Source organism: Kitasatospora sp. NPDC059827, from assembly GCF_042731675.1.
Classification (GTDB): Bacteria; Actinomycetota; Actinomycetes; order Streptomycetales; family Streptomycetaceae; genus Kitasatospora.
Genome location: NZ_JBHWIV010000135.1, coordinates 1 through 14,554, shown reverse-complemented (window position 1 = coordinate 14,554; position 14,554 = coordinate 1). Strand labels below are relative to the sequence as shown.

The window sequence follows — 14,554 nt, the reverse complement described above, 5'->3', positions numbered from 1 at the left end:
GGGCCGGCCGCCGACGCCCCGGAGGGGCACACCGTCATGGACGTCGTGGTCGCCGAGGCCACCGCCCTGGCGGGCGAGGGGGACACCGTCCTGCTCGCCCCCGCCGCGGCCTCCATGGACATGTTCACGAACTACCCCGAACGAGGCCGTCTCTTCGCCGAGGCGGCGGGCGTTGCGGCAGGAGTGCATCTCCACCACGTCCGCGTACGTCGGGGCGGCGGAGTCGCCGGTCGTCCAGAGGGCGGGGCGTTCGGGGTTGAGCCAGATGACCCGGCGGGCGCGGGTGGCGATCCGGCGCAGCGCCTCGGGGTTGGGGTCGCGGTGGTTGTTGCGGGCGTCGCCGAGGACGAGCACGCAGGTGCGGGGGCCGACGGCGGCCAGGTGGTGGTCGGCGAACTCGCCCAGGGCGGAGCCGTAGTCGCTGTTGCCGTGGTAGCCCGTCACCCGGGCCCCGGCGACGATGCGGGCGGCCAGCCGGGCCGGGTCGCCCTCGCCCTTCCGCAGCAGGTCGGTGACCTCGGCGGTGCGGTTGACGAAGGCGAACACCCGGACCTTGCTGAACTGTTCGCCCATCGCCTGCACCAGCAGCATGGTGAAGTCGGCGAAGCCGGCCACCGAGCCGGAGACGTCGCACAGCAGCACCAGCTCCGGCCGGGCCGGGCGGCGCAGCCGATAGGCCGGGCGCAGCGGCACCCCGCCGGTGCCGAGGGAGCGGCGCAGGGTGCGCCGCAGGTCGATCCGCCCGCGCGCGGCGCGGCGGCGCCGGGCGGCCAGCCGGGTGGCCAGCTTGCGGGCCAACGGGTGCACGGTGCGGCGCAGTTCGGCGAGCTGGTCGCGGCCGGCGGCCAGGAAGTCGATCCGGTCGACGGTGGGGGCGACGGCCCGCTCCGCGATCCGTTCGGCGCCGCGCAGTTCGGCGACCCGGCGGCGGGCCTCGGCGGAGACCAGGGCGCGGAAGTCCCGGATGCGGCGGCGGATCTCGTCGGCGAGCACGCGGTCGGCGAGGTCGCGGTCGGCGTGGTCGTCCGGGGCCTGGTCCCGCAGGCCGGCGAGGATCCGGGCGAGCAGGGTCTCGGGGGCCAGCCGGCCGAGCGCCTGGTGGGCGGACCAGCCGTCCGAACCGGGGGTGCTGCCGGTGCCGTACCGGCCGAAGGCCTCGATCACCTCGCCGGCCAGCCGGGCCTGGGCGGCCCGGTCGTCGGCGGCCAGGGCGGCGGCGAGGCGCTCGCGCAACTCGTCGCGGAGCGGGTCGGGGCGGCCGAAGCGCGGCGGCTCCGGGGCCTGCGGCGCGGGGTCGGCCGAGGGGTCGGTGCCGCGCAGGGTCTCGGGGGTGCGCAGGGCCTCGGGGGTGCCGACGCCGAGCGGGAAGAACAGGTCGAAGGTCGCGTCGAAGACCGCCCGTTGGCCGTCCGAGCGCAGCAGGGCGGCGGCCAGTCCGGCCCGCATCTGCTCCCGGTCGGCGAAGCCGAGCACGTCGAGCACGGCGGCGGCGTCCACCGTCTCGGCCGGGCCGATCCGCAGGCCGTGCCCGCGCAGGGCGCGGACCAGTCCGGTCAGCCGGGCGGCGGTGTCGGTGGCCCCCGGGGTGGTCACGCGAGGGTGAGCTTCTGGGCGGCCTTGCGGACGTCGTCCTGGTGCTTAAGGATCACCCCGAGGGTGTCCCGGACGACCGCGTCGTCCAGGGTGTCCGCGCCGAGCGCCAGCAGGGTGCGGGCCCAGTCGATGGTCTCCGCGACCGAGGGGGCCTTGCGCAGGTCCATCGCGCGCAGCGCGCCGACCACCCGGACCAGCGACTCCGCCAGCGTCGCGTCCAGCCCCGGCACCTTGAGCCGGACGATCCGGCGCTCCAACTCGGCGTCCGGGTAGTCGAGGTGGAGGAACAGGCAGCGGCGGCGCAGCGCCTCGGAGAGCTCGCGGGTGGCGTTGGAGGTGAGCAGGACGAAGGGGCGGCGGGTCGCGGTGATGGTGCCGAGCTCGGGGACGGTCACCTGGAAGTCGCTGAGCACCTCCAGCAGCAGCGCCTCCACCTCGACGTCGGCCTTGTCCATCTCGTCGATCAGCAGGACGGTGGGCTCCTCGCCGCGGATCGCGGTGAGCAGCGGGCGGGTGAGCAGGAACTCCTCGCCGAAGATGTCGCCGCGGGCCTCCTCCCAGCCCTCGTCGCGGCCGGCGGTGATCCGCAGCAGCTGCTTGGCGTGGTTCCACTCGTAGAGCGCGCGGGCCTCGTCGATGCCCTCGTAGCACTGGAGCCGTACCAGCCGGGCCGCGCCCAGTTCGGCGACGGCCTTGGCGAGTTCGGTCTTGCCGACTCCGGCCGGGCCCTCCACCAGCAGCGGCTTGCCGAGCCGGTCGGCCAGGAAGACGGTGGTGGCCACGGCGGTGGAGGCGAGGTAGCCGGTCGCGGCGAGTCGCTCGGCGGTGTCCGCCACCGAGGCGAAGAAGCCCGTGCCGGTGGTGTTGCCGTCGCTGCCGCCGCTGCCGCTGGTCATCCGACCCGCCCCGTTCCGGTCCGCCGCGCCCGTCCCGTCGGGGCCCGTGCAGCGCCACCCTACCGGCCGGTCACTTGCTTGTCCCGGGGCGTTTTCGGGGTCCTTGTCGGGGCCGCTGTCGGGGTCGTTCTCGGGGCCGCTGCCGGGGGTCGGTGGAGCGGCGCACGGAGGGCGGCTGCCCGCCGTACGCCGCTCGGACGGATCCGCTTGCTCGAGGCGTCAGTTGACCCAGAGGACCGGGCTGCCGGCGACGGAGCTGTCGGTGACCGGGCCGTAGGTGGCGCTGAAGTAGCCGGTCGAGAAGCACAGGCCCGGGCCGGACACCAGGTTGGCGGGCTGGCTGACGAAGCTGATGCTGTTGTCGGTGTTCGAGGTGGAGCCGGTGATGCCGCTGGGGCTCTGGTAGACGCAGTTGACGGTGCCGAGCAGGGTGTTGAGGACCACGGTGATGCCCACCGGGCCGGCGCCGGTGCCGTTGAGCGACACGTTGCTGCCGGAGCCGGAGGTGACGGTGTTGGTGTACGGCAGGCTGGTGGCCGTGACGCTCTTGACGCTCCGGACGCCGAAGACGTTGGAGGTGCAGGAGCCGAAGGACTGGCTGTTGAGCTGCTCGGTCGCGCTGTCGGGCGCGGTCGGGTTGGACGTCACGGTCGCGGAGAACGAGGAGTTGGCACAGCTCACCCCGGTGGTGCTGCCCGCGCCGTTGGTGAAGGTCGCGGCGGTGCCGGGCGCCAGGTTGGCGACCAGGGTGTCGCCGACGGCGATGGCCGCGCCGCCGGCGCTGCCCTGGGTGAGGACGGCGGGGGAGTCGGCCTGGGCCGGTGCGACGGCGGCGCCGGTGAGCGCGAAGGCGGCGAGGGATGCGGCTGCGAGCGTGCGACGGATGCGCATGAGGGTGCCTCTCTCCGTCCGGGGACGGGTGGGGGAATCCCCGCGTGCGGGTGTGGTGGTGTGCACGACGGGGGAGGTGCATGGCGTACCGGGAGCTCTGTCGGACCACGGGTGCGGGCGGGCCCGGCGCCACGGGCCCGCTCCTGGGGTACGACGGTGTTCGTGCAGCGGTGCAGCGGTACGGGTGCAGAGGTTCACGTGCAGAGGTACTGGTGCAGCGGTGCGACGGTGGTGCGGTGGCTCCGTGGTGGGGCGGCGGTCGGCGGCTGCCACCGCCGCGGGCCCGGCTCCCGCCCTGCTCCGGTGGCCCGGGCGGTTCGCCCGGGGCCGTCGGAGCCCCTGGATCCGACCGGTGGCGGCCTGCGCGCCGACCGATTGGAAACCTGGCAGTGTTGTAAACCCGTCGTTACGTCAATGTCAATACAGGACACAGGAGTTGGTGATGGATCCCAAACACCTCCGGAGTGCCGACCTGATCCTGCTGCCGGGTGCCCGGACCGGCCGGGATCCGGCCAGGTCGATCAAACCGGGGCCGCGCCGGCAGCCCGCCGGAGTGGTCGCCGCGACCCAGCGCGAACGGCTGCTGGACGGCCTGGTCCGGACGGTGGCCGAACGCGGCTACCAGCACGCGACGGTGAGCGACATCTGTCGCGCGGCGGGCGTGACCAGGCCGGTCTTCTACGAGCTGTTCAGTGGCAAGGAGGACGCCTTCCTGGCCGCGCACCGGTACGGCACCGGGGTGGTGATCCGGCGGATGGCGGCGGCCTTCGCGGCCGAATCCGACTGGTGCTCCGGGATCCGCCAGGCGCTCGACGCGATGCTCCAACTCCTGGCTGGCACACCGTCCTTCGCGACCATGGCGGTGATCGAGATCGAGGCGGTCGGCCCGGCCGGCCGTCGTGAGCGGGAACAACTGCTCATCCGCTTCCGGGCGTTCTTCGCCGACGTGCCGCAACTCCCGGGCGGGGTCGGGGTTCGGCAGATGGTCGACGCCGTGGTGGGCGGTGTCTACAGCGCGGTCTACCGGCTGATCTCCTCCGGCCGCACCGATCAACTGCCCGATCTGCTCCCGGTGTTGAGCATGTTCTGCCTGGCCCCCTTCCTCGGTCCGGGCGAAGCGGCCGACCGGCTGGACGGTCCGACCCGGAGGATTGGTGAAGATCCTTCGTGCACCCGTATTGACCCGGCGAATACCGGGCAGTAGCTTCCCAGTTACCCAGCGCGCTCCGAACGGATCCGCCCCGCTGCCGAGGGGCGGACGGCCCGGTCGGGGCGCGGAACGCTGTCCGCGCCAGGACAACGTGCCAGCTGCCTGCACACCCATCCATCCACAGGGAGCACACATGGCCATGTCCGAGGAAGCCGCCGCCGCGGCGGAAACCCCGCAGACGCCGACCGGGACCAGAAGAGGACGGGTCCGCATGAAGCGCTCCGCCCTGATGGCCGTACCGGCCGTCGCGGTCGGGGGCATCCTGATGACCCTCACCGCGCAGGGCGTGCTCGCCGCCCAGTTCTCCATCTCCGGCATGCCGTTCACCATCACCGCCGACAAGCTCGACGGCGACGGCTTCGCCCAGTTCGGCTCGCTGGACTCGATGATCCCGGACAGCCCCAACGCCGGCAGCACCGGCGGGCAGGTCCTGGTCGCGGTGTCGGCGATCAAGGCCGCCCAGATCACCAACCTGTGCCAGAGCGTCGACCTCGGTGGCGTCAGCCTGGTGATCCACGCGGGCGACAAGGGCACCCCGGTGTCCGCCTCCGACCTCACCACCGACTCCGATCTGCTGTCCGGCGACGCGGAGTTCAAGAACATCGAGATCGGCGGCGACGCCAGCACCTACACCAAGGCCGGCCCGGTCGGGAAGGGCCAGCCGGGCGTCTTCGGCCAGCAGGCCGACCACGTCACGCTGACCCACCTCAACCAGCACAACTACGCCAGCACCGCCGTCGGGTTCAAGCTGCCCAACCTCCGGCTGAGCTTCAGCTCCAAGGGCTGCTGAACATGACGGAGTCCGTACCGGAGCCGGCCGCGACCGGCGAGGGCGCCGCAGAGCGGACCGAGGAGGTGACGGCCGCGGGGACGGCCGACACCACCCCCGCGACCGCCGCCCCCGTCGCCGGCCCCGCCGCAGCTCCCGCAGGGGCCCTTGCTCCCGCCGGAGCCGCCGCCGCGACCGCTGCGCCCGCGAGCCCCGCGGGCCCGGTCAAACGCGACTGGCGGGGTAACCGGCCGTTCTGGGGCGGGCTGCTGGTGACCCTCGGCGGCGCCGAGATCCTGATCACCCTGTGGGCCCCGCTACCCGTCCTGCTGCACATCTCACTGGTGGGCCTGGCCGGGTACCTGGTGCCGTCGGTGATGCTGCTGTGCGGCCTGCTGATCCTGTTCAACCCGACCCAGCGGCTGTTCTACTCCATCCTCGCCGCGCTCGCCTCGTTGGGCAGTTGGGTGACCTCCAACCTGGGCGGCTTTGTGATCGGCATGCTGCTCGGGATCGTGGGCGCCTGCCTGACCTTCGGGTGGGTGCCCGACCAGCCGCTGCGCCGTGGGAGGCAGCGGCGGGAGGACCGCCGCGCCGCGCGCCGGGCGGGGGCAGGGGCCGGGGCCGGGGCAGGGGCGGCCGGGGCCTGAGGACCGGGACCCGCCGGGAGTCACCGGCGGCGCCCCGCGCACCGGTGGTGGGAGAGCACCGGGGGCGCGGGGCGCTCCGCCGTGCCCGGGCCCGGCGTCGTGCGCCGCGGGCCGCGGGCCGCGTGCCGGCCACGGAGGGCCGATGGTCCCAGGACCGTCCGGGGCCATCGGCCCTTCCTGCCCCGGCGGAGCGGCAGTTGACTGGGCAGGTCATGGACTACAGCAGCCAGGCCGACGCGGCCGCCACCGCCACCGCCGAGTACGACCGTCTGATCGCCCGCCACCACGCGATGCGACTACGGCGCCAACTCCTCAGCCCCGCCGGGCCGTCGGGGCCACGGCCCGGCGCAGGCCCCGGCCGCGACGGCCGCGAGGACCACCACGACTACCAGAGCCAGGACGGCGCCGCGGACCAGCACCTGATCCGGCGCGAACTCGGAGCCGTCGCCCCGCTCGCGGACCTGATCGACCGGCTCTACGCGGTCATGTTCCGCCGCCGCCCCTTCCTGCGCCCGCTCTTCCCCACCTCGATGGAGTTCCAGCAGGCCCACCTGGAACGCATCTTCCACCACCTGATCGACCACCTCCACCAGCCTGCCGACCTCGCCCGCACGCTCCGCCAACTCGGCCGCGACCACCGGAAGCTGGGCGTTCGGCCGGTCCACTACGAGGCCTTCGAGGAGGCCCTGTGCGCGGCCCTCCGGCACCGGGCCGCCGAACGCTGGACGCAGGAGCTCGAAGCCGCCTGGGTGCGGATGCTGCGGTTCGCCGTCGGCGCGATGGTGGCCGGCGCCGACTCGGCGCTCACCGAACCCCCGTACTGGCACGCCGTGGTGACCGGCCACGAGCGCCGCCGCCCCGACCTCGCCGTGGTCCGGGTGCGCACCGGGGAGCCCTACCCCTACCGGGCCGGCCAGTACGGCACGGTCGAACACCCGACGCTGCCGCACACCTGGCGGCAGTACTCGATGGGCTGCGCCCCGCGCGGCGACAACGAGTTGGAGTTCCACGTCCGCCGCACCGGCCCCGGCGGCGTCAGCGCGGCCCTGGTCGAGCACACCGCCCTCGGCGACCGGCTGCGCCTCGGCCCGCCGCGCGGCGGCCTGCTGCCCGACGGCGACGCCCGCGACCTGCTGCTGGTCGCGGGCGGCACCGGACTCGCCCCGATGAAGGCGATCGTCGAACAGCAGGCACTGCACCGCCCGCCGGGCCGCCGGGTGCACCTCTTCGTCGGCGCCCGCGACCGGTCCGACCTCTACGACTGGCAGTCCCTCTCCGAACTCGGCCTGCACAAGCCCTGGTTGTCGCTCACCCCGGTGACGGCCGGCCGTCTCGCCGACGCCGTCGCCGCCGCCGGGGACTGGCGCGAGCACCTCGCCTGCGTCAGCGGCCCGGCCGGAATGATCGCCGCCGTGCGCTCCGAACTCCTCGCGGTGGGGCTCCCGTTGGAGCGCGTCCGGTTCGACCGGGCGGCCTATCGGTAGCCCCGCCGGGGCTCACCGGTAGCAGTACGAGTCCGAGGACGCGTCCCCGCCCGCCAGGTGGGTCTGGTGGACGCGCAGCCCGCGGAAGTCGGCGCCGTGCGGGAAGAACCGCTCGTCGACGCTCAGGCCGCCGGCCTCCGGGTCGGCGTCCAGCTTGACCATCCACGGTTCGATGCCGTCCGGGTAGAACTGGTCGTCCCAGGCGCCGTAGAGGGAGTTGGTGAGGTAGAGCCGCCGTCCGTCCCGGCTGATCTCCACCATCTGCGGCGCCCCGCTCAGCGGCCGCCCCGGCTCGGCCGGGTGCGGGGTGCGGGCGGCGACGCCGCCGAGGCGGACGGAGGAGGCCAGCCGGGGGTGGAACGGGTCCGACACGTCGTACTGGAACAGCTCGCCGGTGCCCCAGGCCGACACGTACAGCCAGCGGTCGTCCACCGACAGGTTGATGTCGGTCACCAGCGGCGGCACCGCCCCGAACGGCCGCAGCGCGGGCGGGAGTTCCTCGGCCCGGGCGGGCTCGGCCGGGATCTCGATCACCTTGCGGGCGGTGAACGCCGGGCCGTCCCGGTACCAGAGCCAGACCGAGGAGGAGAGGTCCTCCACGTTCACCACCACCCCGGCGAAGCCCCACTCCGCCTGGGGGTCGTGCGCGGGGCGCAGCTCCAGCACCATCTGGTACTGGTCCCCCAGGTCGACCCGCTGGAGGTGCCGACCGGTGCCCAGCTCCCAGAAGTGCAGCGCGTGGCCGTACTTGCGGGCGAGGAGCTGCTCGGGCAGCACCCCGTCCTCGACCATCCACGGGGTGCCCCACTCGCTGGTCACCCCCACGTTGGTCCCCAGGTGCCACCAGACGTCGTACGCGAAGTGCTGCGGCCCGCGCTCCGTCTCCCAGGGGCGCAGCACCTCGAAGGTGGTGTGGTCCAGCAGCGCCACCCCGCCGGGCCCGTCGCCGCCGTCACCCGCGCCGAGGCAGGACAGGAACACCCCCTCCGGGCCGCAGTGCAGGGTGTGCGGCCGCGAGTAACCCGCCTTCGCGGCCAGCTCCTTCGCCTCGACCGTCTTCACCAGGCGCGGCCGCACCGGGTCCGGCCGGGTGTCCATCACGTGCAGCCGGGACGACCGCAGCCCGGGGAGGAGCAGGAACCGCCGCTCCGGGTTCTCGTGGCAGGCGTGCGCCAGCGCGCTGGAGCAGGCGTTCCAGCCGAAGTGGTGCAACTCGTCCCCGAGGGTCGGCAGTTCGGCGAAGTTGAGCACCTTCCCGTAACTCGCCGACGCCGGGTCGGTGTCCACGGTGAGCAGGGCATCCGGCTGCCGCCCCGCCCGGTCGAACCCGGCCACGTACGCCAGCTTCTCCGGCGGCGCCGCGATCGCCTCGGCCGCCGAACGGTAGAGCGACGGATCGATGTGCCCGTGCTGCATGCAGACTCCCCAACTCGCCGTGTCCGTCCGGGAAGCGTTCCACACGACCACCGGCGCACAGCAGGCGCACGCGAAGCGACGGGGAAGCGCGGACGGCTACCCTTGCGCGGTGCACAACGCATCAGCGGGGGCGACGGCCGCGGCACCGTCGCCCCGGCCGTGGCCGCGCACGTGACGGCGGCCCTCCACCCGCCGACCATCGGCACCCCGGCCCGGTGCCGTTCGCCCTGGAGCGCTTCGGGGCGGCTGCCGCGCGGGCCGCAGCTACCGGCCGGTATGGTCGGGGGCGGAACGGGTGGTGACCTGCCGGAAGGGCGGGCGGAGCAGAGGGACGGGTGCGGCGGCAGATGGAGTTTCGGGAAGACATCCTGGGTGCCCCCTACGAGGCGGCCGAGCTGACGCTGCGGTCCGATGACGAGGGGGCGGTCTGCGCGACGCTGGTGCGGCGGGTGGTGCCGGGGGCGGAGCGGGCGGTGCTGTACGTCCACGGGTACAACGACTACTTCTTCCAGACCAACCTGGCGGAGCACTACGCCGCGCTCGGGTTCTCGTTCTACGCCCTGGACCTGCGCAAGTACGGGCGCTCGCTGCGGCCGCACCAGTCGCCGAACTTCGTCCGCGACCTCGCCGAGTACGACGAGGAGATCGACGAGGCGGTGCGGATCATCCGGGAGGTGGACGGGCACCGGCAGCTGCTGCTGAACGGGCACTCCACCGGTGGGCTGGTGGGGGCCCTGTGGGCGGGGCGCCGGGCCGGGCGGGGGCTGGTGGACGGGCTGTTCCTGAACAGTCCGTTCCTGTCGATGCCCGCCGGGGCGGCCGTGCGGACGGCGGGCGGGCCGGTGGTGACGGCGCTCGCGCGGATGAAGCCGACCCGGATCCTGCCGTCCTCGCTGAACCCGCACTACACCCACAGCCTGCACAAGGACCACAAGGGCGAGTGGGACTTCGACCTCACCCTCAAGCCGGCCGAGGGCTTCCCGCTGTACGCGGGCTGGCTGTCGGCGATCCACCAGGGGCACCGGCAGCTGCGGCACGGGCTGGGGATCGACGTGCCGGTGCTGCTGATGGCCTCGACGAGGTCGGTCTCCACCACCAAGTGGCACAACGCCCTGCACCACGCCGACGGGGTGCTGCGCGCCGACGACATCGCCGCGCAGGGGCCGCGGCTGGGCCGGCACGTCACGGTGGTGCGGATCGAGGGCGGCATGCACGACCTGGTGCTGTCCGGCGAGACGGCCCGGACCGCGGTGTTCGCCGAGCTGGACCGCTGGCTGGCGGCGTACCTGGACGTGCGCCCGGTGGGGGAGCCCGCGTGACGGACGGGCGGGTGGAGGCGGACGAGCCGGTGCCGGTCGGGCGGGCCACCGACCTGGGCTTCGCCAAGCTCATGCCGGACATCGACCGGGACGGCGGCTGGCTGCTCACCCTGGACGGCACCCCGCAGTCGTACGTCGACCTCGCCGACCCGACCCACCTGGAGTTCGAGTACACCCGCCGACTCGGCCACCTCGCCGACGCCCTGGCGCCCGCCGGCCGGCCGCTGGACGTGCTGCACCTGGGCGGTGGCGCCCTCACCATGCCGCGGTACCTGGCCGCCACCCGCCCCGGTTCGCGGCAGCGCGTGGTGGAGGTGGACGGGCCGCTGCTGGAGCTGGTCGCCGCGCACCTGCCCTGGCAGGGCCCCGGCGCGGACGTCACCGCGACGGTCGGCGACGCCCGGGCGGCCCTGGCGGCCACCCCGGCCGGCTCGCAGGACCTGCTGATCGCGGACGTCTTCCACGGCTCCCGCACCCCGGCGCACCTCACCTCGGTGGAGTTCCTGCGGCTGGCCGCGGCGGCGCTGCGCCCGGGCGGCTGCTACGCGGCCAACCTCGCGGACGGCCCGCCGCTGGCCTTCGCCCGGGCCCAGGCGGCCACGGTGCGGGCGGTGTTCCCGTACGTGTGCCTGGTCGCGGAGGCCCCGGTGCTGCGCGGGCGCCGGTACGGCAACATCATGCTGGCCGGCTCGACGGTCCCGCTGCCGGTGGCGGAGCTGACCCGGCTGCTGGCGGGCGACATCTTCCCGGCCCGGCTCACCGACGGCGCGGAGCTGGCCGCCCTGGTCGGCCGTACCGCCCCGGTCACCGACGCCGAGGCCACCGACTCGCCGCCCCCGCCGGACGGCGCGTTCAGCGTGGGCTGAGCCCGGCCGGATCAGCACAGCCCGGCCGGGCCAGGACGCCGGGCCGGGCCAGGACACCGGTCCCGGTCAGGACGCCCGGCCGGATCAGGACACCGGTCCCGGCCACGGGACGTCGGTGGCCACCGGGGCGGTGTAGTCGACGCCCGGGACGGCGAAGCCGTACAGGCGCTGGACCTCGGCGTGGAACCAGTCGAGGTCGGCGAGCCGGGCGACGGTGTCGGTGGTGGCGGCCGCCCAGCGTTCGGCGACGGCGGCCTGGACGTCCTCGGCGAGTTCCCAGCCGTCCAGCCGGACCCGGCCCTGGTCGTCCAGGAGGAGCGGGGCGGCGCCGGTGAGCTGGTCCCACAGGGTGGCGAGCTGGTGCACCGGCGGGACCATGTCCGGGCCGAGGACGCCGCGCAGCAGCCCGGTGTAGAGGGCGATGCCGGGGACAGCGGTGGAGGACTGGGTGACGGCGGCGCCGTTGACGGAGGTGACGGCCCGTCCGCCGACGGCCTTGCCGAGCCGCTCGTCCAGGGTGCGGGCGGTGGCCTCCAGGTGGGCCTTGGCCGCGCCGATGGTGCCCTGCCGGTAGATCGCCGCCGTCAGCGGGGAGCCGATGTAGGAGAGCGCGGCGGTGGTGAAGCCCTCGCCGAGGAGCCCCCGGGCGGAGAGGCGGTCGATCCAGCGCTCCCAGTCCGCCCCGCCCATCACGGCGACGGTCTGCTCGATGTCGTCGCCCTCGGCCGGTTCGGTCCCGACCTCGCGGACCTCGGGGTGGCCCCGGTCGTCGAAGACGAGGGTCCTGGTGCGGTCGGCCCGGCCGATCGGCTTGAGGACGGAGGCGTAGGTGGCGCCGGTGTCGGGGTCGGTGCGCCGGGGCGCGGCCACCGAGTAGACCAGGTGGTCCAGCCGGCCGCCGAAGCGCTGCTCGATCAGGTCGGCGACCTGGTCCTTCATCGCGTCGGAGAAGGCGTCACCGTTGAGGAGGACCACGTCCCGACCGGCGGCGCGGGCGAGTTCGGCGGTGGCGGCGGTGCGGTACCAGCCGGCCGTGGCGGTGCGCCGCTCGGTGGGGCCCTTCTCGAAGGAGACCAGGATGCCGCGGATGCCGGCCCGCTTGAGCCCGGCGACGGTGGCCGCCAGGCCGTACCCGGCCGAGGAGCCGATGATCAGGGCCACCGGCCCTTCGCCGTCCGGCAGTCGGGCCGGGTCGGGGCAGTCCTGCCACATGTCGGCCACCAGTCGCGCGCAGCCCGCCGGGTGGGAGTCGAGGAAGAGGAACCCCCGGTTGCGGGGGATGAGAACGCGCTCGCTCACGGTGGCAGTCCTTGGGTGGGCCGGAAGGCGGAGGCGGCGACCGGAGGCGGTGCCGCGTGCTGTCAGTCTGGGACAGCACGGAGGCGGGCAGCGGCCACCACCGGGCACAACGATCACGAGTGGATCTTGGAGTGTTCCGCCACTGACGCCCGCCCCGCGTCCCAGCCCAGCCCAGCCCAGCGCGGCGCGGCGCGTCGCCGGGAGGGCCGGTGCGGGGCGGGTGTCAGAATCGGCGGGTTCATGCCGGAGCACGGTGCACGTCCGAAGGAGTGAGCGTTGAGCGGTGGCGGGGAACGTCCGGAGTTGGGGAAGGTGCCGGAGACGGCGCTGTGGACGCTGTGGCACCGGGCGGTGGAGGCCCGGCGGCCCGACGCGGTGCTGCACGACCCGGTGGCGGTGGGGCTGGTGGGGCGGATCGACTTCCCGTTCGCCGCCCGGTTCGGGGAGTCGCGGCTGGTGAGCCAGGTGCAGGCGCTGCGGGCGGCCTGCTTCGACCGGGAGGTCGCGGACTTCCTGGACCGGTACCCGCGGGGCACCGTGGTCGGCCTCGGCGACGGGCTGGAGACCCAGGCCTGGCGGGTCGACAACGGCCGGGCGAGCTGGCTGTCCGTCGACCTGCCCGAGACCGCCCGGCTGCGCGAGCAGCTGCTGCCGCCGGACGACCGCCACCGGATCCTCGCCTGCTCGGCCACCGACCCGCGCTGGATGGACGAGGTCGACCCGGACCCGGCGCGCGGCGTGCTGATCACCACCGAGGGCCTGCTGATGTACCTGCGGCCGACCGAGGTCCGGGCGCTGATCGCCGCCTGCGCCGAGCGCTTCCCGGGCGGCGCGCTGGTGCTGGACGCGGTGCCGCGCTGGGCCGGTCGCCGGGCCGTGGCCGGGAAGCTGCGGGACCGGTACTACCAGGCCCCGCCGATGCCCTTCGGCATGGACGCCGACGAGCTCGGCAAGCTGGCGCAGGCCCACCCGGCGGTCACCGGCGTGCGGGAGGTGTACCCGGAGGGCGGGCGCGGACTGCTGCGCGCCGTGCTGCCGCTCGCGCGCGTGATCAAGCAGCGTCCGTCGGTCGTCGCACTGCGTTTTACCGAATCTTGAAGAAATGCCGGTCGGCCTGGAACTATGGGAGTCGGGACGTACGTCGTAACGACGGGTGATCGGCCAGGGGGACGGGCCGCCCGGCACGTTAGGCTGCGCCCCGGGGGGAGCGGCCAGGGTGCCGCCATCGGACAACCGCCGGGACGGGCGTGCGGCTCCACGGGGAGCCGACCCCGGCCCGACCTGCCACGGAGGTACTGGCCTTGCACATCGACGCCTGGATCGAGAGCGTCCCACCGACCGCGGTGTACGCCCTGATCGGCCTGATCATCGGGATCGAGTCGCTGGGCATCCCGCTGCCCGGCGAGATCGCGCTGGTCACGGCGTCCCTGATGGCGGTCAAGGGTGCGGTGAGCCCGTGGGGGATCGCGATCTGCGCGATCGCGGGCGCGATCATCGGTGACTCGATCGGCTACTCGATCGGCCGCAAGGGCGGCAAGCCGCTGTTCGAGAAGCTCGGACGGAAGTTCCCCAAGCACTTCGGGCCCTCCCACCTGGCCACCGCCGAGCGCTCCTTCCAGAAGTGGGGCATGTGGGCGGTCTTCTTCGGCCGCTTCATCGCCCTGCTGCGCATCTTCGCCGGTCCGCTCGCGGGCGCGCTCCGGATGCCGTACTGGAAGTTCCTGATCGCCAACGTGCTGGGCGGCATCGTCTGGGCCGGCGGCACGACCCTGCTGGTCTACAAGGTCGGCAAGGCCATCGAGCCCTGGCTCTCCCGGTTCTCCTGGGCGGGCCTCGCGGCCGCCGTGGTGATCGGGGCGGCCTCGGCCTGGGTGATGAAGCGCCGCGCGGCCAAGACCCACGCCAAGATCGAGGCGGAGGAGGCGGCCAAGGCCGCTGCGGCCGCCGGGGCCGGCACCGCCGCCTCGTCGGCCACGGCGCCCGTCGCCGAGTGACACCGCACCGACAGCACTGACACCGCACGGCCGCCCATCGGGAGCGGCCGCGCAAGGAGCCGACCCGCGGCCGGGCCGCGGGTCGGGTCTTCCGTGTGGGGGCCGCGGTGTCCGCGCCCCCGCGGGCGTGCCGGCCGGCCCCATACGCTCGGGGGGGACCAGCGGGA

The 14,554-nt window shown here is 74.4% G+C and carries 13 protein-coding genes; 8 read left to right on the top strand and 5 right to left on the bottom strand.

Annotated features, from left to right (window positions below):
- From ACFV8H_RS39815 to ACFV8H_RS39805, 3 genes are all read right to left on the bottom strand, one after another.
- Window positions 1-1,593: VWA domain-containing protein (locus tag ACFV8H_RS39815; RefSeq protein WP_380409457.1), on the bottom strand; the 1,593-nt coding region annotated here is incomplete at its 3' end.
- On the bottom strand, window positions 1,590-2,489 hold the full coding sequence (locus ACFV8H_RS39810; protein ID WP_380409455.1) for an AAA family ATPase: 900 nt from the start codon (window positions 2,487-2,489) through the stop codon (window positions 1,590-1,592). The genes ACFV8H_RS39810 and ACFV8H_RS39815, both read right to left, overlap by 4 nt.
- Window positions 2,490-2,708: 219 nt before the next feature.
- Window positions 2,709-3,380 (bottom strand): Tat pathway signal sequence domain protein, encoded by a 672-nt coding sequence (locus ACFV8H_RS39805; protein WP_380409453.1) that lies wholly within the window; start codon window positions 3,378-3,380, stop codon window positions 2,709-2,711.
- Between the two features lie 442 nt (window positions 3,381-3,822).
- On the opposite strand from ACFV8H_RS39805, the gene ACFV8H_RS39800 reads away from it, so the two are divergent.
- From ACFV8H_RS39800 to ACFV8H_RS39785, 4 genes are all read left to right on the top strand, one after another.
- Window positions 3,823-4,584, top strand: a complete 762-nt coding sequence (locus ACFV8H_RS39800) for a TetR/AcrR family transcriptional regulator (protein ID WP_380409451.1) — start codon at window positions 3,823-3,825, stop codon at window positions 4,582-4,584.
- 139 nt (window positions 4,585-4,723) lie between these two features.
- A complete protein-coding gene (locus ACFV8H_RS39795) occupies window positions 4,724-5,380 on the top strand; it encodes a DUF6230 family protein (protein ID WP_380409449.1) in 657 nt (218 codons plus the stop codon).
- 2 nt (window positions 5,381-5,382) lie between these two features.
- Window positions 5,383-6,009 carry a DUF6114 domain-containing protein gene (locus ACFV8H_RS39790; RefSeq protein WP_380409447.1) on the top strand — a complete coding sequence of 209 codons (627 nt, stop codon included), beginning with the start codon at window positions 5,383-5,385 and terminating at the stop codon, window positions 6,007-6,009.
- A gap of 197 nt (window positions 6,010-6,206) precedes the next feature.
- Window positions 6,207-7,493 carry a globin domain-containing protein gene (locus ACFV8H_RS39785; RefSeq protein WP_380409445.1) on the top strand — a complete coding sequence of 429 codons (1,287 nt, stop codon included), beginning with the start codon at window positions 6,207-6,209 and terminating at the stop codon, window positions 7,491-7,493.
- Between the two features lie 12 nt (window positions 7,494-7,505).
- On the opposite strand, the gene ACFV8H_RS39780 is transcribed toward ACFV8H_RS39785, so the two are convergent.
- Window positions 7,506-8,909, bottom strand: coding sequence for a selenium-binding protein SBP56-related protein (locus ACFV8H_RS39780; protein WP_380409443.1), 1,404 nt, complete (start codon window positions 8,907-8,909; stop codon window positions 7,506-7,508).
- A gap of 347 nt (window positions 8,910-9,256) precedes the next feature.
- Here ACFV8H_RS39780 and ACFV8H_RS39775 point away from each other — a divergent pair, with 347 nt between their 5' ends.
- On the top strand, window positions 9,257-10,228 hold the full coding sequence (locus tag ACFV8H_RS39775) for an alpha/beta hydrolase (protein WP_375895979.1): 972 nt from the start codon (window positions 9,257-9,259) through the stop codon (window positions 10,226-10,228).
- A gap of 71 nt (window positions 10,229-10,299) precedes the next feature.
- The gene (locus ACFV8H_RS39770; protein ID WP_380409459.1) at window positions 10,300-11,094 is read left to right on the top strand and encodes a spermidine synthase; all 795 of its coding nucleotides are present in this window, start codon (window positions 10,300-10,302) and stop codon (window positions 11,092-11,094) included.
- A gap of 84 nt (window positions 11,095-11,178) precedes the next feature.
- Here the strand turns inward: ACFV8H_RS39770 and fabV are convergent, their stop codons facing one another.
- Window positions 11,179-12,393 carry an enoyl-[acyl-carrier-protein] reductase FabV gene (gene fabV, locus ACFV8H_RS39765; RefSeq protein WP_380409441.1) on the bottom strand — a complete coding sequence of 405 codons (1,215 nt, stop codon included), beginning with the start codon at window positions 12,391-12,393 and terminating at the stop codon, window positions 11,179-11,181.
- Between the two features lie 276 nt (window positions 12,394-12,669).
- Between fabV and ACFV8H_RS39760 the strand changes: the two genes are divergently transcribed.
- A complete protein-coding gene (locus ACFV8H_RS39760) occupies window positions 12,670-13,491 on the top strand; it encodes a class I SAM-dependent methyltransferase (protein WP_380409439.1) in 822 nt (273 codons plus the stop codon).
- A gap of 203 nt (window positions 13,492-13,694) precedes the next feature.
- Window positions 13,695-14,387: a DedA family protein gene (locus ACFV8H_RS39755; RefSeq protein WP_380409437.1), complete on the top strand. Its 693-nt coding sequence runs from the start codon at window positions 13,695-13,697 to the stop codon at window positions 14,385-14,387.
- The last annotated feature ends 167 nt before the right edge of the window (window positions 14,388-14,554 follow it).